Raw genomic sequence first — 26118 nt, forward strand, 5'->3', positions numbered from 1 at the left:
GCCCTCATCTTGCCCGCAGCACATACCGAACTTGTGAATTCTGGGAAGGCATCCAGCCCTGGGCACTGCCGGCCGATGGCGCTGATCTTCGACGAATATGACGCTGGTCGCCGGGACGTCATGTTGAAACCATAAGGGAAAGCCCGTGCACGCGTCTTACTGACACGTGCGTCCTTCAGCGCTATCAGAAAAGGTTTCCAACATCCGAAAATAGCTCACTCGGTCGAAGGAACGGATGCTTTGCTGCCCAAGCGGATTAATTCATTGGAGAAACACAGGCCGACGATGATCAGTGCCGCTCCCGCGTACAGGCTTTCGCGCGGTACTTCGTTGAGCGCCACAAACGCCAGCAGCGCGGCGAACAGTGGCTCGGTCAGCTCCAGCGCTTGCACTTGGGATGGCTTTAGATACTCGATGGCCTTGGTGGTGCAGAAGAAGCCCAGGATTGTCGGCAGCGTGGCCAGCGCCAGCAGCGCGGCGATCGCCAGCGGCGACAGCTCGCCCATCGCGAAACCATCGGCCGCAGCCGGCATCAGCAAGTACAGGCTGCCAAAGAACAACAATTGTCGGGTGAAGTGCAGCCCCCCCGACACACCCATACGCTTCATGGCAACCGAAAAGGCCCCATAGCCGGAGCCGGCCATGGAAGCGAGCGCAGCACCTTGCAGGGTAAAGCCCTGCTGCAGGTCACCCCCGAAGATCACCGAGATCCCAGCGATAGCCAGTGCGGCACCAACGGTAGCGTTCGCGGTGATGGCATCCTTGAGGAAAATGCGCCCCAGAATGATCGAGGAAATTGAGGCACTGGCCATCAGCACCACCACCACACCTGCCGCAGCGTAGTGTCGATAGGCGGACGTTTCGAAATGGAACAGCACAAAGATGCCAAGGAATGCGCAGATAGCCGCCTGAGTCCATTTGGTCGACGCCGCCGGGCGCTTGAGGAAAAACAATAAGATCGAGAGCAAAACGCAACCCAGTACGGTCTTGATGACAGCGACACTGCTAGCGGTGAAACCATTACTCATGAGTATTTTGCTGAGTACACCGATCGTTGCGTTCAGTGCCGCAGCGGAGAGTGCAAATATGACGCCTTTGCTGAAAGTAGATTGCATTGATGACGATCCCTGTCGCTGAATTGTCGTTCGATAGAATGCCGCCCTATATCGACGGCGCAAAGTTTGAGGATACGAAGATCCCACCAACCCCAGTATTTATTGTGGCATAAGCTGGATCGCCCAGTAGGATGCTATTCGCCTTCTTGTCGCCGCCAAGGGAGAAGTCAGAGGGCCTGGCCCTTGGCTATGCAATATGAGTTGACGAACGCTGCAGTGTGCTGCAAAGACTGACGTATATCCGGTTTGGCTATTCCATGCCTGTTGGCAAATTGCTCGACCGCCGCTGTATCAAAACGAGTGGTCTGGATAAAGTCCAAGGCTTCGGGTTTTGTATTCAAAAACCACGCGACGGGAGGAATACTCAGTAGCAACTTCAGCAATCGGAGTGAAATGTGATGCTTGGGAGACTTTAAGCCCAAAGGTTGTGCCACCTGTACCAGGAGTTCTCGCAAGTTTGGAGTTTGGTCATCAAGCGCCAACAGTTCCTGGCCCACCATGGCAGGATCAAAAGCGCAAACTGCCACCAGCTCAACCAGGTAATCTACGGTGACCAGTGGCAGCCAGTGCTCGGCGGTACCGGGCACTGCAGTCAGCTTTCCCTGCACAAGGTTGCGTATCAGCTCCACCAGCGGCTGACCGTCAAGGATATGCCCCGTGCGGCTGTGGCCACAGACAGTCGCAGGGTGGACCACGGTAATCTCCCCGCCCTTGGCGGACATGACCTCCAGGGTCGCAAAATGCGCCTCCAGCTTGCTTCCCTCGTAACCACCGACATGTCGGTAGACGGCAGGCCAATTCGTCAACTCCGGATGACGAGGATCAATTCCGATGCGTTGCAGATGTTCATGATTTTTCAGCATGTAGCCGCCGATCATCACTAAACGGCTTTTTTGCTCAGCCGCCAACAGCGCCACGCGCTTTGCCCCTTCCACATTCACTGCACGAGAATGCTCCACTGAAAGCCCCCATGCGAAGTGGGCGCCCAGGTGGAATATGACTCTGGCGTGCCTTAGCACTTCTCGGTCAGCAAGACTCAGCCCGAGGTTGTCCCGTTCCAGATCGCCAGCTACGGCAAATACCCGGGTTGCGCACCCTCCCAAATTATCGACTTGCTCGCGCAGTGCAGCTAGTCGCTCTGGGCGACGCATCAACACCCGAATGGTGTGACCTTTTGCACTCAGGTACGCCACCAAATGTTGACCGATGAAGCCGGTACCCCCCGTGACAAAGCACTCCACGCTCATTTCCCTGCTCCTTGTTTAAGGTGAGAAATCAAGCGTAAACTATCGACCCAACTCTATAGTCAAGCGGTGTTTTCATGAAAATCGGCGAACTCGAGGCCCGCAGCGGCGCCAGCCGCCATACGCTGCGTTACTACGAGCAAATCGGCCTGATCTCACCGCTGCGGCAAACTAACAAATATCGCGTTTACACAACGCAAACTCTGCAGGATCTGGACTTTATCCAGCGCGCGCAAAGCATGGGGTTTTCCCTGGGGGAAATAGGCGAGATTCTGGATGCGCAGCGGAACAAGCTGATCGATTGTGCTGACGGCGCTAAGCTAATTGAAAAGAAGATGGCAGAAATCAAACAGAAAATCGCCAACCTCCAAAGCATTTATCGGTATCTGGATGAAGAGCGTGCAAACCTCGAAGCCAGTGCTGCCAAGCAACTTGAGCTTCAGCAGCTGAACAACTCTTCAAACTGAACTGTCAGCATCTAGAAAACGGAAGCTGCAGCCTGCTTCCAGTTTCAAGCCCCCCTTACGCATTTTCTAAAACCTTCTGGCCTGGCCCTGGACAGTAAGCGTCCGCCCAACAGACCTTGCGTGGTTAAACGGGCGCCCGTCTACGCGGCAGCTACTCGATAATCTCGCTCGGCCGCCGCATCGGCAGTCGCGTGAACACGCCCCTTAAATACGCAGTAAGCGCTCCGGCGAACACATCCCCTGAAGCTGATATGGAGCCATCGCCTCCATTGAACCGAAGCAGTAGTGTTATGCGGATTCTGTTTTCTATAATGACTGACCGGCCATGTTTAGGGTGCTTGTTATGCCAGCCTCCGCTGATCAAAACTCCGCTGTCGTTTTATGCGCAGCTTCCAATAACGACCTGGAAGATCTGGTAGCCATCAGGATTGAGGCCATGCGCGAGAGCCTTGAACGGCTTGGACGATTTAACCCAGATCGTGCGCGCGAACGATTTCTTGGTGGGTTCGACGCTAACAGCACACGCCGCATAGAAGTATCAGGTGATCTGGTCGGTTTTGTCGTTATCAAAGACCATCAGAGCGAGCTTCTGCTTGACCACTTGTATGTGATACCCAGTGCTCAAGGAGCAGGAATCGGTTCTGAAGTTCTTACTCAGATTTTCAGAGAGGCTGATGAGATCGGGCGTCCCATCAAGGTTGGTGCTCTCAAGGAAAGCGCTTCAAATCGTTTTTACACTCGCCATGGCTTTGTGTTCGTCGAAAGCGGTGAATTCGATAATTATTATGTCCGGATTAACGGTAATGCCGTTAATTTTGGCGACTAGGCAAATCTTGATACGGTGCCCCGTCAGAGGTTGCACCGTTAGATGGGCATCCACCTGTGCGGCAGTAGGTCGGTAATCTCATTCGCCCGCTGCGTCGGCAGGCGCGTGAGAACATCCTTCAGATCATGACCATTCAGCCGCTCAGACTGGATCAAGCTCATGATCGCCGCCGCTCGTTTGCCGCTGCGTAAGGAGCCGGCGAATAGTCAGTTTGAACGCCCGAAAGCCCATGGCCGGATTTGATTTTCACATCAACGAATTGCTCCAGATTTGCTAGACACATGATGTCTGCTTTGGGTCGATTGTGTTGAAAAAGTCGGCCATGGGAAATGTCCGTGGTGCACTGTAGACCATGGGTGAAAACGCCGGTCATATCAAACAAGGCCTGGCTCGATTGAAGAAATTGGACATCGGCTAGGTGCAACACCTTTGCCGAGGCTGCCTGAATCCGACTCCAAAGTGCCTATGGGCGCATCGTTCGAGGGTTCTGACGACGATCAGACGCTTGATGCCAAAAAGAGGCGGAGAGTTGATTCTGGCAAGCGATGAGCAGACATTTTTTTGCGATTTACTCTGATACGCTGCTGAAACACTCGTTTACAGGAGTTGTTCGCATGATTGGTAAGTTAATTTCGACGGGTTTCAGTTTGGCCACCTTGCCCGCCCGCCTGACTTTTCGCAGCGTCCGCGCCTTGGCCATGACGCCTGCCGAAGCCAGCCGCCTGCTGGCGGACATGCGTCAGGCATCGGATCAGGCGGTGCAGGAACTCCAGGGGCTGTTGGCCAACGTCGATGCGGACATGACCCACAAAACGGCGCACCTCAGTGCTGCCGACAAGCGCCTGGCAGCCGAACTGGCCCTACACGCCGCCGAACAACACCTGAACATGGCCGCGATCAACATTCTGCGGGCCGTCTGGCTGACGCTTCACTCGACGCCGAACTTGCCGCCAAGCGAGCTTGATAAGCGGCTTGAACAGACACGTAACGACTAACAGACCGTCCGGCGGATCGGTCGATCCGAGCGAGAAATGGGAGCTCAGCATCCTTGAATCGGCGCTTCATGTGCAGGAGGGGTTTATGGAGCGCTTACAATTCGGTTAGTCAGTCCGGTTCACCTCACTGGCAGCTATTGGCGACAGTTTAGTTGCGACCATCGCAGAGGAATTACACCTCCGTCTGTTCAGCCATTTCTAGGGCATCATCGACCTCGATACCCAGGTATCTGACAGTGCTTTCAAGCTTCGTATGACCAAGCAGGAGTTGCACAGCTCTCAGGTTCTTCGTCCTGCGATAGATCAGCGATGCCTTGGTTCGCCGGAGCGTGTGAGTACCGTACATGGTTGGGTCAAGGCCAATGGTTGTCACCCACGCTTTGACTATTCGAGCGTATTGCCTGGTGGATAGATGGTCTGAGCCGTGCAACCGTCACGGTGCGTGGTGGTCGCTGGGAACCGGCAGAAACCGGCCAGGAGCGGAAGCGCGGGAAGTTGCATTGCATTTGAGTATCTACGGACTAACCTCAGTGCATCATTACACCGCGCGCAGGGGGACTTGCCGCCAAGGTGTCATATCCCAACTGACCTCCATTTCACGTTGGCCAAGGAGTCTTATGAAGACCTTCTTGCTCTTGCTAAGGACGGCCCTGTTCGTTGTTTTATTTTCCTTTGGCTTGCTCTGTCTTCTCGTGTCTCTTTCCTCGTACAAGGAGGTGGACGAGACGAAGACTTGGCAGAAGTTGAATGCCACTGTCGCCACTGTCTCCATTTCTGAGGAGATGCGCAGTAAGGGTATGACCTATTGCTCTCTGGTTAACGTGACCTTTGAGTTGAGCGGACAGCAATACACTTATCCGCTCGAAATATCGCAGCGGCCCTGCAGAACCAGCCTGGAGTCGGTTGAAAGATCAGTTGCAACATTCAGGGAAGGAAAAGTGATCGAAATTCTTGTCGACCCAGCAAAGCCGGGTAGAGTGAAGCCAGGTACTTACTCACTAGGTGGGGGTTTTTACCTCGGCGTTTTCTTGGGCACGCTAGCCTTTATCGGGGCCGTAGCTGTCCTGGTGTTTCCTGCTAAGAAATCTGTCAAGTTGACGCAAGGAGAAAGCATTTCACATTCAACTTTGAGCAAGAAAGAAGTTCAGCAAGAAGTTCGCGAGCTACTCACCGCCGGCACTGCAAAGTCGGAAGTGTTTTCACAACTCTCCGGGCGGGGTGTAAAAGACAGTCATCTTGCCTACTTTATAGCTTCGTATGCAGATCCAATTCGTTGTGACGAGCACGATCGCAAGGTCAATATTCTCATCACGATAATGCTCGTCCAGGCTTTGATTGCATTCTTTCTGGGATTGGATATCGGCGCCAGGATGGGGCCAACGGCCAAATGGGTTATGGGTGTTTCAATGATCTTGATTCCCTTGTTTTTGGTATGGGGCTTCTACAACCATCGCGTCGGCGCCTACAACGCGTACATACTCCTTGCGCTTCTCCAATTCCCAAGATCGCTTGAGGGGTTTACATCGAGTCCGGCAACAACCACTATCGCATTAGCTATAAGTATCGTTATCCTGGCTTTTGTTTGGTACGTCCGAGGAAAAATCTTTCCAGACTTCGTCTTCGTCACCCCCAGGAAAATCAAAGGCAAGTACATATTTTCGGGCTGACCCTCATGCCGCCGGACCTGCCCGAACGGCTGTTCAGGCCTGTGAGTTCAATCGTTAGCGATGACTGCTTCGGGTCGATTTCAGCCGGTTCAAGCAGGCAGCTTTTGGCCGATTGTGTTGAAAAAGTCGGCCATGGTTTGCGCATCCGAAAAGTACGCGTCCGAGATTGAAATCTTTACTTTGAGTAGAGGATTCCGGGCTCAGATTTCGCGTAGCTGCGCGCAAAAAGGCTTTTTTCAGCAGTCAGTATGCGGGCAGTCTGGAAGGACCGACTTTTTCAACAGAATCGGCCGATTTCTGCCTGTCACCAAGGGCTGCAATCGACTGTGGATTCAACCGGTTTCTGTCGCCATCCAGGTCAAAAAATCATGGACCTGAGTCGTAAACTCTTTTGGCTTCGCGTATGGGTTCCTTGCCTGGGACAAGAAAAAAGAGATCTGCATTCTCATGCACGGGTAATGCTGAACAAATAGCTCGACATGCTCCTCCAGTGTTTGCGGCCACATCAGGTCCTGTTCAGAACGAAGTACTTGAGTTGACCGGATGAGTTTGCGCGAGGCTTCGCGTTGCAGGCGTAGGGATTGCGTCGGTGTAGTCGCCTGATCGATAAGATCGGTATACCGGGTAAGTACGGATTCAAAGTCACCATTCACGGCAATGGCGATATTACGCGACGGCTTGAACCGGTCGAAGCGCTTGGTCAGATCATTCCCCCATAAGCAACGACAGTGATGCTTGAGCCAATACCCCCAGCTCAATCGATTGTCAGCCGCCAATACTTCAGAACGACTACCGATGTCGAAATCGATCTTGATGACTTCGGTATGCCGACTTTCCAGCGTGCGCCTTTTCGACTCGAGCATTTCGAGATCCTGCGACGTAGGAGGGCTGTGCAGAACAAGGGTTAGGTCTAGGTCGGAAACTCCCGGTACGGCGTCGCCTCTAGCGACGCTGCCATAAAGATAAATCCCGTCCAGCAGAGGTTCCGACTGGGCGAGCGTCATGCAAACGTCCGCCAGCAAAGCCTGAAACTGTGGCTGCACCTCGACGTTGGACACGGTGAGGATACAACCGTCTGCATCAATGCCGCGAGGATGGAATCGTTCCATGAAGCCGTCCGTGAGTTGTGTTCAGAGAGCTACTTTAACAGAGCCAATATTGACTGCTTCTGGCCGATTGTAGCCCTTCGTGAGCGGCAGAAAACGGCCAGAAGCGGTCATTTACAGCTGGTGAAAACCCGAATTTCAAGGCCTGATAATCGCTGCGAATGTTGTAAATCTTCAGGCTCCTTGCGCAAGTGGTGTCTATAATTTTTCAGATATCGGCCCCATTGGTCAGTGAATACAAATGCCCGCAGATGACGATTCGCTGCCCGGTTCTGAAATTCTCTTCGACGAAGCTGATTGTGGCTTACTGCTTACCGCAGAAAATGGCCAGATCGCACAGGTCAACCTCACCTTCTGCCGCTGGATTGGCTACCGCAGGACAGAGCTGCTCGGTCGTCACATCCAAGACCTGATGAACCCTGAAGGGAGAACGTTTCACAAGACGTACTGGGCGCCCCTTATGCAAATACAGGGCGTGATCGCTGATGTGAAATTCGATCTCGTTCACTACAACGGACATTCAATTGCGATGATGCTCAGCGCCATCCGTTGTGAGAGTTCTGCTGGCATATTTCATGAAATGACGCTGTTCAAAGCCGAAGATCGGCAAAGGTACGAGCGCGAACTGCTCAATGCCCGAATGCTCGCCGAAAGACATTTGGCAAAACACCTCAAGGATCAACGGGTAATGGATATTACCCAAAACAAGCTGCGCCTCACTTACGCCGCGGCGGAAGACAGGGCTCTGTTCGCCGAGCAGCTTATCGGGATTGTCAGTCACGACCTGCGTAACCCATTGTCGGCGATAAAAATGGCAGCGGAGCTGCTGGGCCGCAGGGAAATGGATGCTAAACAAGCACAAATCCTTGGCCACATCACCCACTCCGCAGAACGCGCACAGCGTCTGGTGGCCGATCTGCTGGATTTCACCTTGACGCAGGTCGGGCGAGGAATCGCAGTCCTGCCCAAACCCGTCGATCTACACGAACTGGTGGCCGACTGCCTGGACGAGTTGAGTCTGGCGTTCCCCGGACATGAGTTGACCCACCTGCGTTATGGGCAAGGTGACTTTACTGCCGACAGTGATCGGCTGTATCAGCTCATCGGCAACCTGGTCGCCAATGCAGTAGCCTACGGTGCTGCCGATAGCGGAGTCACGGTTTCTTCGCGCTTCGAAGATCAAGCCATCATCCTTACGGTGCACAACCTTGGCACACCCATACCGCTGGAGTTGCTCCAGGACCTGTTCGAACCGATGATCCGTGGCAGTCATGACAATGCTGAACTTAGAAGTGTCGGGCTGGGCCTGTTCATTGTTCGTGAGATCGCACGGGCGCACTACGGCGAAGTGGCTGTAGCATCTTCTCTAACGAGCGGAACGACATTCACTGCAACCTTTCCTCGCACCTTAAGTTAGCTTGGATTGACCTTCACCCAGCCCCGTCGCCCTTCATTAATAGCCGACGATAGCCTGATGTGACTGGCCGCTATGGGTCGACTACTGCCCTTCGCAACAGGCAGCAATCGGCCGATTCTGTTGAAAAAGTCGATCATGGTTTCCACGGCTGGAAAGTATGTGCTTGAGATTGAAATCTTTGCCTTGAGCACAGGACTCCGGGCTCAGATTTCGCGTAGCTGCGCGCAATAAAGGCGTTTTCAGCAGTCCGTATGCAGGCAGTCTTGAGGGATCGACTTTTTCAACAGAATCGGCCAGGAGTGGTCAGTCGAAGCCAATATGATGGCGTTCCCCCTATATCGGCGTTTGGATAAGCTCGAAGCCTTCAAACGCAGCGAGCTTTGAAACCGTAATGCCTACTCGTGGCGATAAAGGCGGAAAATTTTCATTTTCAAAGCGTATAGGCGCGTCAGCGCCTTCCTTGTTCTCGAAGAAAAACGTGGAAACCAATTCTTCGAGGTATCGTCGCACCATTGAATACCCAGGGGGAACACTAGCCTTTCACGTCTCTTTACTTGGCGGCGCCGGTATTCAAATATCGCTTCCTCAAACTGCAAAGACTTAAGCTCCCCTGCCCTCACGGGGGCTTTTGTTCTCAGAGAGGCAGTTGCCCCCGTCGACCACGAGAAGCTCGCCCGTAATGTAGCTGGACTCTGGAGAAGCAAGAAAAGCTACCGCCGCAGCGACCTCCTCTGGTCTACCGGCACGCCCTACGGGAACATACTGCGCTGCGATCACTTCCTCAGGTGTGCTGGACTGCGTCGCGATCCACCCAGGGGCAACAGAGTTCACGGTGATGCCGTATGGTGCGACTTCCAGCGCCAAGCTCATGTTCATCCCCACAATCCCCGCTTTCGCCGCCGCATACGCGGCCTCGCCAGGGTTGCTGACGCGGGTGCCGGTCGTAGAACTGATATGGACGATGCGTCCGTAACGACGATTCTGCATCCCCGGCAACACTGCGCGGGTCAGCAAAAATACAGTGGTCAGATTACGGGCAATCGAAGTGTTCCACATATCGACGCTCATATTGGCCACTTCAGAAAACGTTTCGGCTTCACCCTGAATCGCCATACCGGCGTTGTTCACGAGTACATCGATTCGCCCCCATAGCGATTCCGCCCAAGTCACCAGTTCGACGACCTGAGCCGGCTGAGTGAGATCTGCAGCGCGTCCTTGCACCTCATAACCTGCCGCGATCAGTTCCGCGACGCGATCATGGATACGGGCACTGCTGCCGGTGATGATCAGCTTTGCGCCCGAGTCCCCAAGCCGTCGCGCGATGGCGAGACCAATCCCATGTTCGCTGCCAGCTCCACTGACCAATGCGACCTGACCACTCCAGTTTTTGAACATTACGATGCTCCACAGGGTTACACAGGAAGTACTGTCTGACAGTCCAGAGTAGATGCTAGCTGCCCGCATCGATGCACTAAAGATTGTGAGCGGCAGCATTCGGCCAGACTGTGATGCATTGATAGCCTGTATGCGCGCTCAGTCGAGTAGGCCTTTACCTCATGAACTACTCAGGCTCCACACGCAACAACGAACGCATGACACAAGGACATCCCGATGACACTGGCTGACCTGCAACGGCTATCCGTATCTCAGAGCGAACTGGTTCTTCCCTATCTCCACGCGATTAACGCTGCCGGGCATCCGTGGCCGGTCATCTTCATGACCGGTTTCGGCACCATCCCAATGTCGGTGCAAGCCATGAAAGCGGGAGCGGTGGAATTCCTGACCAAACCGTTTAATGACGACCAGTTGCTGGACATCCTGCACACCACCCGTCAGCGTGCAGCGACGGCGTTCGAGCAATGGCAACGCATTCAGAGCGCCCGTCAAAGGGCGGTCCTGTTGACACCCCATGAGCGCGAAGTACTGCCGCTGATTGTCGCAGGGATGTCCAACAAGCACATCGCCAACCGGCTAGGCACCAGTGAAGTCACCGCCAAGGTCCACCGCAAACACGGGCCATGGGGCAAGCAGTATCCGACGGTAGTGGCTGCTTGGCGCCGCGCTTGGGATCGTGTGATCCCATTTTTCGTTTTCCCGCCTGCGATCCGAAAAGTGATCTACACGACTGTCTACGCAAACCCTTCAGCGGCGACGCGTTGCTGACTGCTGTCGAGATGGCGCTTCAACCCCGGCACTAGAGTCATCAGGATGAACACCGCCAGTGCTCGCGCCCTCACCTGTGCCGGAACCACTCGACAGCACCGCCATTCAGGCCGCTACAGGTTCACATCTCTGGGCGTGAATCATTTCCCCTCACCTGCAGTCGTCAAGTGATGCCCATCGCTGCCGTCACCCGATAAGCGTTCCGCTGTCTTATCGAGAAACCGCACGCTATCGCACAAACATCCCAAACCACAGCACACCTGTTCAATCTCGGCCTTGTGGAATGCGTGACCATCTCCCCACGAAAGACCCGATGAGTTTTTCATCAACTCAACGGCACTTGTCGTCGAGCAACCCAAATAACCCTCGCCAATACTTAAGGAAAAATATCATGGCCCTCGCAAAAGCAGCTCCAGGCAAAACCCTTCTTACCCCAACTGACCATACCTTGATCATGATCGACCATCAGTCGCAAATGTCCTTCGCGACCAAGTCGATTGATGCTGTGACCCTGCGTAACAACGCCGCGCTCGTAGCCAAGGCCGCCCGGGGCTTCGAAGTGTCGACCATCCTCACCACCGTTGCCGAAAAAAGCTTTTCCGGCCCGATCTTCGACGAGATCAAGTCAGTGTTTCCGGACCACAAAGTGATCGACCGCACCAGCATGAACACCTGGGAAGACGAACGCATCGCCGTTGAAGTCAACGCCTTCGGAAAACAGAAAATCGTCCTCGCCGGTCTGTGGACCTCCGTGTGCATCGTCGGCCCGGCGCTGTCAGCTATCGATCAAGGCTTTGAGGTGTACTTCATCGCCGATGCCTGTGGCGATGTCTCCATTGAAGCCCATGAAATGGCCGTGCAACGCATGATCCAAATCGGCGCCCGCCCAATGACAGCACTGCAATATCTGCTGGAGCTGCAACGTGACTGGGCTCGCAGCGAAACCTACGAGGAAACCGTCAAGACTTCGATCGCCAATGGCGGCGCCTACGGCCTGGGGCTGATCTACGCCAAAACCATGTTCCAGGCCTCTGAAGGCCATTGAGCAATGACAGCGGCTGCGCGCAGGCGTAGCCGCTTTTTCACGCCTTTCTCATTGCAACCAGGACGCAAGCCATGAGTCTTCTCAAGCACCTCCCCTCCTGCTTCAAGGGCTCACTGATGACCCTGGGTCTCACGATTGCAGGCAATCAAGCCCAGGCGGCGCCACCGCCGCCACTGCAAACCCAGGCCCCCGGCTATCAGCGCCTGGCGGTGGGTGAATACGAAGTTACCGCGTTGTTCGATGGCTACAGCGACCTTGGGCCGACGCTGCTCAAAGGCCTTTCGCAGAAAGACATTCGCGCCATGCTCGAACGCAAGTTCATTTTTACCCCCGGCATGCCGACCGCGTTCAACGCATTCCTGATCAACACCGGTAAAAACCTGGTGCTGGTGGATGCCGGTGCCGGTGCTTGTTTCGGCGGAACCGCGGGCTGGCTGCCCGACAACATCCGCGCTGCCGGTTACCAACCTGAGCAAGTGGATACCGTGTTGCTCACCCACATGCATGTCGATCATGTCTGCGGCCTGATCAATACCAAGGACGAACCGGTGTTCGCCAACGCCACCGTGTATGCAGCGAAACCGGAGGCCGATTACTGGCTCAGCCAGGAAAACCTGGACAAGGCCCCAAAAGACGCCCGTGGCTTCTTCGAGGTCGCCCGTAAATCGGTGGCCCCCTATGTCGCCGTCCACCGGTTCAAAACCTTCACCCCCGAGCAGTCGCTGATGCCCGGCGTGAGCGCGGTCAGCCTGCCCGGCCATACACCCGGCAGCAGTGGTTACACGTTCAGCTCCAACGGCCAGAGCATTCTGTTCATGGGTGACCTGGTCCACAGCTTCGCCGTGCAGTTCCAGCATCCAGAAGTGAGCATCGGCTTCGATGTCCAGGGTAAACAGGCCGTCGTGACGCGTGAAAAACTGTTCAAACAGGTCGCTCATGACCGTACCTGGGTTGCTGGTGCTCACTTGCCCTTCCCTGGTATCGGGCATATCAGCGGTCGCGAAAAAGCCTTCGCCTGGGTGCCCGTCGAATACGGTCCTTACCAGCGACCGAAAAATGTTCCGCTGATCCAGTGATCCCCCCTGGACATAATCCGACTTCACCGCGGGAGTTCCCACTCCCGCCCTGCATATAAAGGTCCGTGTGCAGTGCAGATATATGCATCCGAAAATCTCAACGCGACCGGCCCCTGGGCGCCCTTATGGTTGGGCATGTTGCTCACCAGTACAGCCGGAACCGCGATAGCCGCTGAGCCCGCACACACCGCACAAGGTTTGCTGGCAGGGTCGACGCTTGAGGTGCTCAGCCGAAACTTTTACCTCAACAATGACTATCGATCGCCCTCGCCGGCAGACAAGAGTTACAAACAGGAATGGGCTCAGGGTTTCATCACCTCGTTCGAATCCGGGTTCACCCCTGGCATGATTGGAGTGGGTATCGACGCCCATGGATTTCTCGGCTTGAAACTGGACGGCGGCAAGGGGCATTCCGGAACGGGATTGTTGCCTCTGGATCATGACGGACGCAGCGAAGACAACTACTCCAGTGGTGGTGGAGCCCTGAAGTTGCGAGTCTCTCGCACCATCCTGGCGTTCGGTGAAATGACTGTGGAAACTCCGGTGTTCGATACGGCAGACAAACGCTTGCAACCGGAATACGCCACGGGCTTGTTGATCGACAGCCGTGAAATCGATGATGTGCATCTGGTGGCCGGTCACTTCACTGCTTTCAAGAATCTGGATGCGTCCACCAGCAAGGGCGACTTTTCCGGCTACGGTGTGAGCACCGGTACGGGCGGCATCGATTTTATCGGGGCCAGCCTGTTCGAAGATCGCCCAGTGGGCGGTGCCTTTTATGCATCGCAACTGAGCGACACCTGGCGTCAGTACTACGCCAACCTGCACCTGAAACAGTCCGGTTTTTTCCTCGACGGCAATCTTTACCACACTCAGGACTATGGCGAGGCCGTGGCAGGAGCGATCGATAACAGCGCCTACAGCCTGTCGGGCAAATACACCACCGGAGCCCAAGCCTTCACCCTCGCCTATCAAAAAATCAACGGCGACACACCCTTCGACTTCGTCGGTGGTGATTCCATCTACCTGGCCAACTCGATCAAGTACGCTGATTTCAACGGCCCCCATGAATGCTCCTGGCAGGTGCGCTACGACTTCGACCTCGGTACTTTCGGCCTGCCCGGCTTGAAATTCATGGCCCGCTACGTGACCGGGCGTGGCATCGACGGTACCCAGGCACCCAAGGGCGGCGCTTATAACCCGTTCGACCCGCGCACCGGCGATTACCAACCTCAACAAGGGGATGGCGGCCGGCATTGGGAACGCGATATAGACCTGCGCTACATCGTGCAGTCAGGCCCGGCCAAGGACTTGTCCGTGCAGCTGTCCCATGTGACGCATCGAGCAAATAACGCTCAGGCCGGCGATGACATCGATCGGGTTTATGTGGTTATTGAGTACCCGCTCAAGCTGGGATCGCTTTGAGCCTTCAAGGTATTAGCCCCCAGCGCCGCTATACTTACGACGCCAACGGCAACCTTGCCGGTATCGACGACAGCCGCAAAGGCAACCGCAGCTATCAGTACGATCCGCTCGACCGCCTGATCAACGTCCGTGGCGCCCCCCCGGAAAGCTTCGTCCATGGCCCGGCAGGCAACCTCCTCGGCCAAGGCGAACAACCAACCGCGAACCTGGCCAACGTCAAAGGCAACCGATTACACCTTTTAGGATGTGTACTTCTAGTCAGGCAGAGAGGAGAGCACGATGAGCAACGAACAGGAGGCACCTGAGACCAAAGGTGTTGCGGTGAAGTTACTTGCAATGGTAGACCTCGGCCCTGAGATCGAGGGCATGGCAGGGCGCCAACTTAGAATGCGTATGGTGACCATCGAGCCTGGAGGCGTCTTCGGACCGATTCACAACCATAAAGACAGACCCGGCACCGTCTACATACTGCAAGGAACGATCACTGACCATCGAAATGGAGTCGCCACGGACTATGGGCCTGGCGTGGGCTGGCCCGAGGACAGGAACACCACACACTGGCTTGAGAACAGAGGCACGATTGCGGCGGTGGAGATCTCGGTCGATATTGTCAGGCAACCGTAAGCTCAGGCCCGACAACACGGTCGAGCCTGATACGCGGCTCAACGCCAAACTGATGCGCCAATGGGCCGGGATCACCGACATGACCCGGGATTCTGACGGTTCACCAGCAACCTGATCACTCTGATTGACCTGCCAACCAATGACGACAGGGCATGTCGTTCGAAATGTTCAGAATCGTCCCTATCTCCATAGGCAATGGACTAACCTCCGCGCCCGCATCACCCATGACTGACTCAACTACGCTTTGAGTGAGGGTTGTAGGCTGTCATATCCGCAACTGGAGGTCCCGTGAACAGTCACTGGTGGTGCCGCCTGCTCTTGCTAATCATACTGATCGGGTTACCGACGGGTTCGACGATGGCGGCAGGCAGTGTCGTAGTACTGACCGTCAACGATGCTATCGGTCCGGCCAGTGCCGACTACGTGGAGCGCGGCTTGGCGCGTGCGGTGACCGAGGGCGCGCAGTTGGTGGTCATCCGCCTCGACACCCCCGGCGGGCTGGATACCTCGATGCGCTTGATTATTAAGGCGATTCTGGCCAGCCCCTTGCCAGTGGCAAGTTTCGTCGCCCCCAGTGGCGCACGTGCGGCCAGCGCCGGCACCTATATTTTGTATGCCAGCCACATTGCCGCGATGACCCCCGGCACCAACCTGGGCGCTGCTACACCGGTGCAGATCGGCGGCCTGCCCGGGACCGCGCCCGAATCGCCGGGTTCACCCACCACCGACAAGGATTCTGCGCGTGAACCGCAAGATGCCTTGACTCGAAAACAGATCAACGATGCGGCGGCTTACATCCGTGGCCTTGCGCAACTACGCGGACGCAATGCCGACTGGGCCGAACAAGCGGTACGTGAGTCGCTCAGCCTGTCGGCCCACGAAGCGCTCAAACTCAAGGTGGTCGATTATGTGGCCAATGACGTGGCAGACCTGCTCAAGCAACTGGACGGCAAGAGCCTGAATGTCTCTGGTCAAATGTTGAAGCTGAACACCGCCGGGGCTGCACTCATCGACCATGCGCCTGATTGGCGCACACAACTGCTGGCGGTGATCACTAACCCCAGCGTAGCGTTGCTGCTGATCATGTTCGGGGTCTATGGCTTGATCTTCGAATTCATGAACCCAGGGTCGGGTGTTGGTGGGGTGCTCGGTGGCATCTGCCTGTTGCTGGGGCTGTATGCCCTGCAATTGCTGCCCGTGAATTACGCCGGGGTCGGACTGATCCTGCTAGGGATCGCCTTCATGATCGCCGAGGCGTTTCTACCGAGTTTCGGTGTAATCGGCTTCGGTGGGGTGGTTGCTTTTGTAGTGGGCGCAGTGATTTTGATGGACACCGATGTACCGGGCTTCGGCATTCCATTGACGCTGATCATCGGCATGGCACTGATCAGCGCCCTGTTGCTGATGACGCTGGTCGGCGTGGCGCTCAAGGCCAGACGCCGTGCCTTGGTCAGCGGCGATGCGGGCTTGGTCGGCAGCCAAGCCACGGTGACGGGACTGCTGCCGGGTCTGCCGATGAGCGGCTGGGTGCAATTGCAGGGCGAAAGATGGCAAGTACAGAGCAGCTCGCCCCTGCATCTGGGCCAGCAGGTCCGGGTGGTGGCGCGCACGGGCGTGATGCTGGAGGTCGTTGCGCTGGAGGAAACGCCATCGCGAGGAGATTGATGCGAGTTCGTGCTGCCAGTCCTGCCGTCCGAAGGCCCGCCTTATACGGGCTTTTACCCGCGTTTTCGTATCCGCCCTGTCATGCCTTCGTCACACCCACTATGCACAATGCGGTCAGCCAAAAGGATTTGGCCCCATCGACAGAGAGCCTGGCCAAGTGCCGGTTTTTTTCGTTCCAGCGACATGCTTTTCACGAAGTGCTCACATTACGGAGCGCAGATTGAACGGACAAAAGGATTTGACCCCATACAGAGAGCCCGCCATGCGCGGGCTTTTTGTTGTCAGCCATTCCTGCGGCTAAGTTCCCCACTCTCTCGAATGGAGTCGAAGCGATGCCCTCCCCTGAATACTCTCTCCCTGATGCAGTTCGGCGATCAAGCACACCAGCACTACCAGGCGCTGATCCTCGCGGCACTGCAAGCTATCGCCGGCATTCCCTATCGTATTGGCAGCCACGACCACGATGAGCTTGCACCGGCCTTCGCTGCTATCACCTCATTTACTCACGCCCAATTGAGGCCGGAGGTTCTGGGTCCGACCGGACTATCGAGACGCACGACCATAAACACGATGTTCAACTTTGCGTGCCACTTTCAATGCTGAACGACCGCTTCTTAGGCGTTTTCCGAGGCCAGGCGCCTGGCATTACGCTCCAACTGCCGATGGACGCGCGGATCGATGCCCCTAGCGTCAGCTCGCCGACGACTGATGCGTCGTCCGGGCTAAGGATGATCACCGCCCCCTCTGCCGTTCAGACGGACCCGAGCGATGAACCATGTCGCCCCTCCTGCATCATGGCGCGCTCAGTCAATTCTGGCCGTTGTGCTCAAGCATCACAAACACCTAAGAATTAAAGTCGAAGCGCCAGGGGTAGCTACCCCGCTCACAATTCCAAGAATAGAGCCACTCCGATGAGCCTGACAAAATCTCTGCCAGCATGCCTGGCACTCAGCTTCGCATCGTTTGCCACCTATGCAGCAGATGGTCCACCACCTTCGGTGAATGAGCCAAGCGGTATCAACCTGGGCGGCACCAGCTTTTACGACGGTTTCGCGGGGCCACCCGGCTTATCACATCTGACCTATCTAAAATTCAGCACCGCACGCAGCATCAAGGACAACGCTGGCAAGGATAATGGCGCCTTCGATAACCCCAAGATCAACATCATCACGCTGATCAATCAGTTGAGCTATTACTCACCTGACTCCATCGGAGGCGGTGCGCACCTGGGCTGGAGTCTGTTGGTGCCAATCGTATCCCTGGACGGTGACTTTGGTGACGACGGCCCCAAGCTCCAGGATAACGGCACCGGCCTTGGTGATATCGTGGTGGGGCCTCAGATCCAGTTCGATCCAATCGTAAACGCCCACGGCAGGCCCGTCTTTGTGCAGCGCCTGGCCTTCGATACCATCCTTCCAACCGGTAAATACGACAAACATAAAGACCTGAACCCAGGCTCCAACTTCTTCTCTCTGAACCCTTACTGGGCAGCGACCTGGATGCCAGCTCCTCGTTGGGAGGTGAGCTGGCGGCTGCACTACCTGTACAACTTCAAGAACAACGACCCCGCTAGTAGTTCAGCGCAATTCTTCGAAGGACAGCCTGTACGCGACACCCAGGCAGGACAGTCGGCGTGGGCCAACTTCACAGCCTCGTATGAAGTGGTCCCCAACGTATCGGTCGGCATCAACGGGTACTACTTCAGGCAACTATCAGATGACGATGTCAACGGGAGTCGGCTGAGCGACTCTCGGGAAAAGGTTTTGGGCGTCGGCCCGGGCCTGTTCTGGAAAATCAGCGATGGCCAAGGCTTTTGGCTGAACACCTATAAAGAAACCGGCGTCGAGAACCGCGCCCGAACGGATTATGCCGTCCAGATTCGTTACGCCCACAAGTTCTGACTGACGTGTGCGCCCGCCCATGCATGAGGAGCGGGCCCCTTTACCCGAGGTGATGCTTCATGAACGCGCTCGAATCCATCGACAGCAAAAAATCATTGGCCGCTGTTTGCCTGATGATGGTCATATCTCTAGGAACGCTACAGATCCAGCCTATCCTGGGCGGAGCTTTTATCGACCAACTCGACTTGCCTCTTAATGCAATAGGCGCCATTTTCGCAGCAGAACTTATTGCAATGGCGGTCGCTTGCGGCGTTTGCGCCATGTTGATGGTGAACGTCGACCGGCGCCGCTTCGCCTTGGTTGCCTTGCTGATCCTGGCATTAGGTAATCTAGCCAGCACTCAGCTCCACAGCCAGACTTCGTTACTCATTTCCAGAATGATCTGTGGCGCAAGCGGTGGCGCTGTTATGGCGGTTGTCTACGCCACAGCAGCCCTGCGCACATCTAAAGATGCCACTTTCGCGGTCATCAATATCGGCAACCTCCTCTGGGGCATGCTGCTCGTGACCTCCATGCCTATGATCCTGAAATCATACGGCGTGAATGGCGCGTTTTCCCTATTGGCTATCACCAGCGTGCTCGCGGCGCTGGGTTGCTTGAGAGTGCCCAAGCGGTACCCTGAAACACGTCGCTTGGCGATCGGTTCGGTCCAGCCATTTGGTCTCACATCCATCCTGTTAATCATGCTTTTTGTGCTTCTGTTTTTTGGGCATTCCGCTCTGTGGGTTTACCAAGAGCGCATCGGCAAAAGCATTGGCCTGGAACCGCAGCAGATTGGGGGGATTCTGGGGGGCAGCATCCTTGCCGGAGCCCTTGGGGCAGGTCTTGCCGGGCTGATCGGACGGCGCCTGGGTTTGCTGTTTCCGCAGCTATTAAGCTTCGGTACAGCATTGTTGGCGACGCTGGTCATGGTCTATGGCAATAGTCCCATTGCTTTTGTCGCCACTGCCTGCCTGATCCATATGGTGTGGTTTTTCAGCCTGCCTTACCTGCTTTCCATGGCGGCCGAACTGGACCCTTCCGGCCGATTGGCCGGACTAGGTAACGCCGCCATTTTTATCGGCCAAGGGCTCGGCCCATTTGGTGCAGCACTAGTCGTCGGTGAGGGACATTTCCGGGCAGTCGGATGGCTGGCTGCCTCAGCCTATTTGATAGCCCTGGTTATCTCGTGTCTGGTCGTTGCGCGCTTTCGTCGAGGCGTGAAGCCTTCCGGACCAGCAATCCCCTCTGTCAGCCTGAAATCCCCCAGGAGGATGGTGGCTGCTGATGACCCATCCCATCAATGAACAAAAATGCCCATCATTAGAGGTTGTCCTGATGACCAGCCAATTTCCCCAAACCCCTGAATTTTCCGGCGCTCTTTATACGCCCAGCCGCGTGGAAGCAGAGGTGTTCGACCTCGAGATTGAAGGCGCCCTTCCCGCCTCGATCCGAGGGACTTTTTATCAGGTCGCGCCAGACCCGCAGTACCCGCCCTTGCTGGGCAACGATATCTTTTTCAACGGTGACGGGATGGTCAGCGGCTTCTACTTCGCCGACGGCAGGGTCTCGATGCGACGCCGCTACGTGAAGACTGATCGTTTGATGGCTCAGCGCCGTGAAGGTCGTTCGCTCAATGGCATCTATCGAAACGTCTACACCAATGACCCGCTCGCGGCGAAGAACAACACGACTGCGAACACAACCGTGGTGCCGCACAATGGCGTCCTGCTTGCGCTCAAAGAAGATGCCATGCCCTGGGCAATGGATCTCGAAACGCTGGAGACCCTTGGCGAATGGAATTTTGACGACCAGGTCAAATCAGCGACATTCACAGCCCATCCCAAGCTCGACCCGGCAACAGGAAACCTCTTGGCATTCAGCTATGAAGCCAAAGGGGACGGCACGCCTGACCTGGCCTATTTCGAAATCTCGCCGGACGGGAAACTACTGCATGAGATCTGGTTCCAGGCACCTTATGCGGCCATGGTTCATGATTTTGCGGTGACCGAACGCTACGTAGTGTTCCCGCTGATTCCATTGACGGTGGACGTCGAACGCATGAGAAACGGCGGGCCGCATTTTCAATGGCAACCCCATCTACCTCAGCTTTTCGCCGTGGTGCCACGGAATGGACGCGCGGAAGATGTTCGTTGGTTTAAGGGCCCGAAGGACGGCTTCCAAGGCCATACGCTCAATGCGTTCGATGACAATGGCAAGGTTTATGTAGACATGCCGGTTACCGGCGGGAACATCTTCTACTTCTTTCCACAGGCGGACGGTCATGTCCCGCCACCCGAAACGCTGGCGGCCTGCCTGATGCGCTGGACCTTCGACCTGACCGGTACGCGGGATGACATTCAACCGCAGCCATTGACTGACTATCCCTGCGAGTTTCCAAGGTGTGATGACCGCTACATCGGTAGAAAGTACGAACACGGCTTCATACTCGCCTTTGATCCAGAGCGCCCATACAACCCTGCGAATGGACCGATGCCGTTTCAATTCTTCAACCTGCTGGCTCATGTGAACCTGAAAACAGGAACCACCGACGCCTGGTTCCCCGGTGACAGCGGATGCTTCCAGGAGCCCATTTTCATTCCGCGCTCCCCTGATGCGGGGGAAGCAGATGGCTATGTCGTTGCCCTTCTCAATCTCATCGCAGAAGGTCGTAGTGAGCTCGTGGTTCTGGATTCTCGCGACATGGAGAGCGGCCCCATTGCACGAATCAAAATCCCATTCCGGATGCGCATGTCGTTGCACGGTTGCTGGGCGCCAAGCAAAAAAATGAAGCAATGAACTGTCCGCTGAAATGACCAGAAGTCTGTGATGAACCCAGCCGGAATGCGGCTTCTATCCTTCTGAGTCCCACAGCATCGCCGACTGCATGACATTTCTAACGTCACTGTCCCGTATTGCCTGTTCCTGAGGGTCGGCAAAGAGCTGTCCACAACACACAAAAACGCACTATTTCTGTATTGCGGGATTTATTAAAATTCCCACTTTACAGGATTAAATCACACAACTAGATTAAACCTCAGCCGCCGCGCTTACCCACGGCCATGCCTTTTTGCACCCCGTGCGCATGCACTGATCCTCTATCAAGGAGCACTCAATGAAACTCGCGAGCTTTATTGTTCAAGGCCGTAGCACTTACGGTGTTGTCGACGGCGATCAGGTTATTGACCTGGAATCGCTCAAACTCACCTTCGGCACCGATCTCAAGCAAGCCATTGCCAACAACCGTCTGGCCGATCTGACCAGCGTCGTTCTGGCGAGCCTGCCGCGCATCCCGCTGGCTGAAGTGACCTTTCTGCCCGTTATCCCGAACCCGGGCAAAGTGCTGTGCATTGGCATCAACTACGCCACTCATGTGCGTGAAACCGGTCGTGAGATGCCGACCTACCCGATGATTTTTACACGCTTCGCCGACAGCCAGAACGCCCACCTGCAACCCATCGTTCGGCCCAAAGCCTCGCACAAGCTTGATTTTGAAGGCGAGTTGGCGGTGGTGATCGGTAAACCGGCGCGTCACGTCAAACAGGCCGACGCGCTGGACTATGTAGCCGGTTACGCCTGCTACAACGATGGCAGCGTCCGCGACTGGCAGAAGCACACCATTCAGTTCATACCGGGCAAGAACTTCCCGAACACCGGCGGCTTTGGCCCTTGGCTGATTACCAGCGACGAGATCGGTGATCCGCAGGACTTGGAGCTGACCACCCGCCTGAATGGCGAAGTGATGCAGCACACCAGCACCAGCGACATGATTTTCGATGTCCGCAAGCTGATCGAATACTGCTCCACCTTCACCGAACTGGCTCCCGGCGACGTGATAGTCAGTGGTACCACCGGTGGCGTCGGCGCTTTCCGTGAGCCGCCGGTATGGATGAAGCCGGGCGATGAAGTCGAGATCGAGATTTCACGAATCGGCATCCTGCGCAACAGCATCGTCGACGAGCACTAAGCAATGGACAGACTATCTGAATCACAACAACTGCCAGATCAGGATACCGACACCAAAGGATCGAGCCTGGAACGCATGCTGCGGGTACTCGATCTGTTCACCGAAAAGAGTCCGATCTGGGCTGTCGACGACATGGTCTGCGCATTGGGGTTTACCCGCTCTACCGTCTACCGCTATGTGCGTGAACTGGCCGAGGCGAACTTGTTGTTCCAGGTCGAAGCCGGGCGTTACGCGCTGGGTGCCCGGATCATTACCTGGGACCGCCAGTTGCGGCTGAGCGATCCGCTGGTGCGCGCGGCGCAATCGCTGGAGCCGGGCTTCCCACGCTGGAGCGAGCAGCAAGTCTGGCTGATCTGCCGACTGTTCAAAGACCAAGTGGTCTGTATTCACCAGCACGGTGATTTGTTCAGCGAGGTCAGCTATTCACGCGGTTCACCGAGGCCGTTGTTCCTGGGCGCGACCTCCAAGGCAATCCTCGCCAACATGAACGCGCGCCAGCACAGTCAGCTATTTCTTGAAAACCCCGATGAGGTGCGCGCCAGCAACCTTGGCCAGACCTGGGAACAGTTCCGCCGTTCGCTGCAGCAATTACGTCGTCAGGGATATGTTGCCAGCGCAGGCGAGGTCGACCCGGGCGTCTACGGGTTGGCCGCCCCCATATTCGATGGCGACGGCAAAGTCGTCGGCAGCATCAGCTGCGTTCGCCCGATTCAAGAACGCGACAGAGCTCAGGAAGAAGGACAGGGACAGCAAATCCTTGCCTTGGCGCAGAAGCTGTCGCAGCTCATGGTGGCACTCGCCAACCGTCCCAAGCAATTGGACTGAGCCATCCGTAAGGGAATAACAATGACAACCCTCAACAGTATCAACACCGACGTGCTGATCATCGGCGCCGGTCCTACAGGACTGACCCTGGCTAACCTGCTTGGCCAGGCAGGTGTGAACACATTGATCATCGATCGCAAGCCCGGGACCGTGACCGAACCTCGTGCCGTCTCGATCGATGATGAATCCCTGCGCACCATGCAGGCCGTCGGGCTGGATGAAGCCGTATTGCGTGATGTGGTGCCTGGCTACGGCGTGCACTATTTCACTCGGCCCGGTGGCCGCTGCTTCGGCAAAGTCGAGCCTACTGGCAAGTTGTATGGGTTCCCCAAGCGCAATGCCTTTCGCCAGCCACTGTTCGAGGGCACCCTGAAGAAAGGCCTCGAACGCTTTGCCAGCCTGACGGCGCGGTTCAGCCACGAGCTGCTGGAATTCAGTCAAGACCACCATGGCGTGCGCGCGCTGATTCGTGACGCCGATGGCGAGATGATGGAAGTCAACGCTGCCTATCTGGTCGCCTGCGACGGCGGCCGTAGCCCGGTGCGCAAGCAACTCGGAATCGAGATGGTTGGCTCGAGCTTCTCCTCGCGCTGGCTGGTGGTCGACACCGATCAAGATGACGATCCATTCTGGCAAACACGCGTGTACTGCGATGCACGCCGCCCTGTCGTAGAAGTGCCCGGTCCCCACCGTACCCGCCGCTTCGAGTTTCTGCTCAAGCCGCACGAAACGGATGAACAGGTGCTCAGCGACACTCGCCTGCAAGCGTTGCTTCAGCCCTTCAAGGGCAACACCCCGGCATCCATCGTGCGCAAAACCGTTTACACCTTCCACGCCCGGGTTGCCGAGCGGTGGCAAGTAGACCGTGTGTTTCTCGCCGGCGATGCCGCCCATCTGACCCCGCCTTATGCCGGACAAGGCATGAACAGCGGTGTTCGCGATGCCCATAACCTGGCCTGGAAACTGATTGGCGTGCTGAAGGGCAAAATGGCTGATACGGCTCTGCTGTCTTACGAAAGCGAGCGTCGCGATCACGCCTGGGCACTGATCAGACTGGCCTTGAACCTCGGCGTGGTCATGGCGCCGGCAACCGTCTTGCGCGCTCGCTTGATCAGCGGTGCATTCGCGTTGATCGGCCTGCTGCCACCGTTGCGGGACTATTTCCTGCAAATGCGCTTCAAGCCTAAACCCCGATTCACCAAAGGACTGGTACTGACCGAAGGTGAAGCCGGAAAACTCTCCTGCGGGCACATGTTCCCTCAACCGATGCTCACCGATGCCCAGGGCCAGGCATCTCTGCTCGATGACTCGATCGGCGCCGGCTTCGCCTTGATTCAGTACGGCGACCACACCCGCCAACGCATCGATGAACTCCAGCATGGCTTCTGGTTCCACCTTGAAGCCAAACGCATTCTGATCCTTCCCGAGCATGTCAAAACAATGCCTTCGATACCTGGCTGCACGGTGCTTCATGACCGCCAGGGGTTGCTCAAAGAAATACTGGGCGATTCAAACAAGTTTTTGCTGCTGCGCCCGGATCGCTATATCGCCGCCATCTTCGACAAGGCCGGCGAAACAAAGGCTGCCGAGTCGTTGCAGTCGTTGTTCGGCGTCGCCTCGGCGATACCCCGAAGCCGAGACCCGCATCACGCCAGTCTTTCATTGACCCCTTAAAGTCACGGAGGTGTTTATGCAAACCCTACAGACCTGCACCCCTGCGCGCCTGTGCTACCTGCACCTGGCGAGCAAAGAGCCGCAACGACAAATCGATTTCTATCGGCGGATGCTGGACATGGACGGCCTGGCGCAACCCGATGGCAGCTGGATACTCAGTGGCCCACAACGCGCCATGCTCGTGTCGCCCGCCGATCACAGTGGCCTGCTCGCGGCGGCCTATGACCTGGGCGATCAGGCTCGGCTGGGAGAACTGCGCGCTCGCCTGATCGAGCACGACTGTGCTGTCGAAGACATCGACTCACCGTTGCTCGAACCGGGTGCCTTTCTGATTCGTGACCCTCAGGGCCGGCAAACGATATTTGGCGTATCTCGCACTGATTCCGGTGTCGACCGACAAGGCATGCCGGGCCGCCTGCAGCACGTGGTATTCCAAACCACTGAGCTGGAAGCCATGATCGATTTCTACGTCAATACGGTCGGGTTTACCGTCTCGGACAATGTCGTCGATGAGCAGACCGGCCAGCTCATGGTGTGCTTCCTGCGCTCGGATGATGAGCATCACTCGCTGGCGTTTTTCCGCGGTTCGAACAACGAATGGGATCACCACTGTTACGAAACCAACGAATGGAATGACATCCGCGACTGGGGTGATCGCTTCGCCAAGGAACGTATCACCATCTTCTTCGGCCCCGGCCGACATGGGCCGGGCAACAATCTGTTTTTCATGGTGGTCGATGCCGATCGCAACCGCCTGGAGTTCTCGGCCGAACTGGAAATGACCGATGCCGCCCGCCAACCCGGTGTCTGGCCGCAAGGGGAATACACGCTCAACTCCTGGGGACGCGCCTGGATCAGGAGCTGAGCACTTTTTTACAGACAAGGTTTTGCATCATCAACTTCCTTAATCGACGCGGCCACCTGCCTCCAAAGGTAA

Annotated in this window: 21 protein-coding genes and 5 pseudogenes; 20 read left to right on the forward strand and 6 right to left on the reverse strand. The window is 56.3% G+C overall.

The genetic code is table 11. The annotated features are described in order from the left end of the window. Positions 1–215: 215 nt before the first annotated feature. On the reverse strand, positions 216–1115 hold the full coding sequence (locus ACIPLA_RS02190) for a DMT family transporter (RefSeq protein WP_008075485.1): 900 nt from the start codon (positions 1113–1115) through the stop codon (positions 216–218). 167 nt (positions 1116–1282) lie between these two features. Next, a complete protein-coding gene (locus ACIPLA_RS02195) occupies positions 1283–2362 on the reverse strand; it encodes an SDR family oxidoreductase (RefSeq protein ID WP_401171053.1) in 1080 nt (359 codons plus the stop codon). Between the two features lie 74 nt (positions 2363–2436). On the opposite strand from ACIPLA_RS02195, the gene ACIPLA_RS02200 reads away from it, so the two are divergent. Both ACIPLA_RS02200 and ACIPLA_RS02205 read left to right on the forward strand, forming a co-directional pair. Beyond that, positions 2437–2826 carry a MerR family transcriptional regulator gene (locus ACIPLA_RS02200; RefSeq protein ID WP_123494942.1) on the forward strand — a complete coding sequence of 130 codons (390 nt, stop codon included), beginning with the start codon at positions 2437–2439 and terminating at the stop codon, positions 2824–2826. Between the two features lie 343 nt (positions 2827–3169). Then, a complete protein-coding gene (locus tag ACIPLA_RS02205) occupies positions 3170–3652 on the forward strand; it encodes a GNAT family N-acetyltransferase (RefSeq protein ID WP_218395094.1) in 483 nt (160 codons plus the stop codon). A 38-nt stretch (positions 3653–3690) separates the two neighbouring features. Here the strand turns inward: ACIPLA_RS02205 and ACIPLA_RS02210 are convergent. Next, positions 3691–3900: pseudogene (locus ACIPLA_RS02210) on the reverse strand (IS66 family transposase); the annotation flags it as partial. Positions 3901–4266: 366 nt separating this feature from the next. On the opposite strand from ACIPLA_RS02210, the gene ACIPLA_RS02215 reads away from it, so the two are divergent. Further along, positions 4267–4647, forward strand: a complete 381-nt coding sequence (locus ACIPLA_RS02215) for a hypothetical protein (RefSeq protein ID WP_009043509.1) — start codon at positions 4267–4269, stop codon at positions 4645–4647. Between the two features lie 172 nt (positions 4648–4819). On the opposite strand, the pseudogene ACIPLA_RS02220 reads toward ACIPLA_RS02215, so the two are convergent. Then, positions 4820–5080 (reverse strand): annotated as a pseudogene (locus ACIPLA_RS02220) (tyrosine-type recombinase/integrase); the annotation flags it as partial. Positions 5081–5264: 184 nt separating this feature from the next. On the opposite strand from ACIPLA_RS02220, the gene ACIPLA_RS02225 reads away from it, so the two are divergent. Further along, a complete protein-coding gene (locus ACIPLA_RS02225) occupies positions 5265–6314 on the forward strand; it encodes a DUF3592 domain-containing protein (RefSeq protein ID WP_218395096.1) in 1050 nt (349 codons plus the stop codon). A gap of 332 nt (positions 6315–6646) precedes the next feature. Here ACIPLA_RS02225 and ACIPLA_RS02230 read toward each other — a convergent pair whose 3' ends face one another. Then, a complete protein-coding gene (locus ACIPLA_RS02230) occupies positions 6647–7423 on the reverse strand; it encodes a nucleotidyltransferase domain-containing protein (protein ID WP_401171058.1) in 777 nt (258 codons plus the stop codon). A gap of 238 nt (positions 7424–7661) precedes the next feature. Between ACIPLA_RS02230 and ACIPLA_RS02235 the strand changes: the two genes are divergently transcribed. Next, positions 7662–8837 carry an ATP-binding protein gene (locus ACIPLA_RS02235; protein ID WP_401171061.1) on the forward strand — a complete coding sequence of 392 codons (1176 nt, stop codon included), beginning with the start codon at positions 7662–7664 and terminating at the stop codon, positions 8835–8837. 600 nt (positions 8838–9437) lie between these two features. Here the strand turns inward: ACIPLA_RS02235 and ACIPLA_RS02240 are convergent. Then, positions 9438–10232 carry an SDR family NAD(P)-dependent oxidoreductase gene (locus tag ACIPLA_RS02240; protein ID WP_401171063.1) on the reverse strand — a complete coding sequence of 265 codons (795 nt, stop codon included), beginning with the start codon at positions 10230–10232 and terminating at the stop codon, positions 9438–9440. Positions 10233–10529: 297 nt separating this feature from the next. On the opposite strand from ACIPLA_RS02240, the pseudogene ACIPLA_RS02245 reads away from it, so the two are divergent. The 15 genes and pseudogenes from ACIPLA_RS02245 to ACIPLA_RS02315 form a co-directional block, all read left to right on the forward strand. Next, a pseudogene (locus tag ACIPLA_RS02245) lies at positions 10530–10964 on the forward strand (LuxR C-terminal-related transcriptional regulator); the annotation flags it as partial. 427 nt (positions 10965–11391) lie between these two features. After that, positions 11392–12045 (forward strand): hydrolase, encoded by a 654-nt coding sequence (locus tag ACIPLA_RS02250; RefSeq protein ID WP_008075462.1) that lies wholly within the window; start codon positions 11392–11394, stop codon positions 12043–12045. A 71-nt stretch (positions 12046–12116) separates the two neighbouring features. Then, a complete protein-coding gene (locus ACIPLA_RS02255) occupies positions 12117–13121 on the forward strand; it encodes an MBL fold metallo-hydrolase (RefSeq protein ID WP_401171066.1) in 1005 nt (334 codons plus the stop codon). 135 nt (positions 13122–13256) lie between these two features. Beyond that, on the forward strand, positions 13257–14546 hold the full coding sequence (locus tag ACIPLA_RS02260) for an OprD family porin (protein WP_401171069.1): 1290 nt from the start codon (positions 13257–13259) through the stop codon (positions 14544–14546). A gap of 20 nt (positions 14547–14566) precedes the next feature. Then, positions 14567–14791: pseudogene (locus tag ACIPLA_RS02265) on the forward strand (Rhs family protein); the annotation flags it as partial. Between the two features lie 34 nt (positions 14792–14825). Further along, positions 14826–15170 carry a cupin domain-containing protein gene (locus ACIPLA_RS02270; RefSeq protein ID WP_401171072.1) on the forward strand — a complete coding sequence of 115 codons (345 nt, stop codon included), beginning with the start codon at positions 14826–14828 and terminating at the stop codon, positions 15168–15170. Positions 15171–15458: 288 nt separating this feature from the next. Beyond that, complete coding sequence (locus ACIPLA_RS02275) at positions 15459–16835, forward strand: nodulation protein NfeD (RefSeq protein WP_401171075.1); 1377 nt, start codon at positions 15459–15461, stop codon at positions 16833–16835. Between the two features lie 318 nt (positions 16836–17153). Further along, positions 17154–17344: pseudogene (locus tag ACIPLA_RS02280) on the forward strand (hypothetical protein); the annotation flags it as partial. Positions 17345–17746: 402 nt separating this feature from the next. Then, positions 17747–18736: a transporter gene (locus ACIPLA_RS02285; protein WP_218395102.1), complete on the forward strand. Its 990-nt coding sequence runs from the start codon at positions 17747–17749 to the stop codon at positions 18734–18736. Between the two features lie 59 nt (positions 18737–18795). Further along, positions 18796–20022: an MFS transporter gene (locus ACIPLA_RS02290; RefSeq protein ID WP_401171078.1), complete on the forward strand. Its 1227-nt coding sequence runs from the start codon at positions 18796–18798 to the stop codon at positions 20020–20022. 31 nt (positions 20023–20053) lie between these two features. Then, entirely contained in the window at positions 20054–21514 is a 1461-nt protein-coding gene (locus ACIPLA_RS02295; RefSeq protein ID WP_401171374.1) for a carotenoid oxygenase family protein, read from the forward strand. 316 nt (positions 21515–21830) lie between these two features. Further along, positions 21831–22682, forward strand: coding sequence for a fumarylacetoacetate hydrolase family protein (locus ACIPLA_RS02300; RefSeq protein WP_401171081.1), 852 nt, complete (start codon positions 21831–21833; stop codon positions 22680–22682). Between the two features lie 3 nt (positions 22683–22685). Then, positions 22686–23507: an IclR family transcriptional regulator gene (locus ACIPLA_RS02305; RefSeq protein ID WP_218395105.1), complete on the forward strand. Its 822-nt coding sequence runs from the start codon at positions 22686–22688 to the stop codon at positions 23505–23507. A gap of 21 nt (positions 23508–23528) precedes the next feature. Then, complete coding sequence (locus ACIPLA_RS02310) at positions 23529–25181, forward strand: bifunctional 3-(3-hydroxy-phenyl)propionate/3-hydroxycinnamic acid hydroxylase (RefSeq protein ID WP_218395106.1); 1653 nt, start codon at positions 23529–23531, stop codon at positions 25179–25181. A gap of 16 nt (positions 25182–25197) precedes the next feature. After that, entirely contained in the window at positions 25198–26046 is an 849-nt protein-coding gene (locus tag ACIPLA_RS02315) for a VOC family protein (RefSeq protein ID WP_218395107.1), read from the forward strand. Positions 26047–26118 lie beyond the last annotated feature (72 nt).

The sequence above is a fragment of the Pseudomonas sp. NPDC086112 genome (assembly GCF_044746425.1).
In the GTDB taxonomy this organism is placed as follows: Bacteria; Pseudomonadota; Gammaproteobacteria; order Pseudomonadales; family Pseudomonadaceae; genus Aquipseudomonas.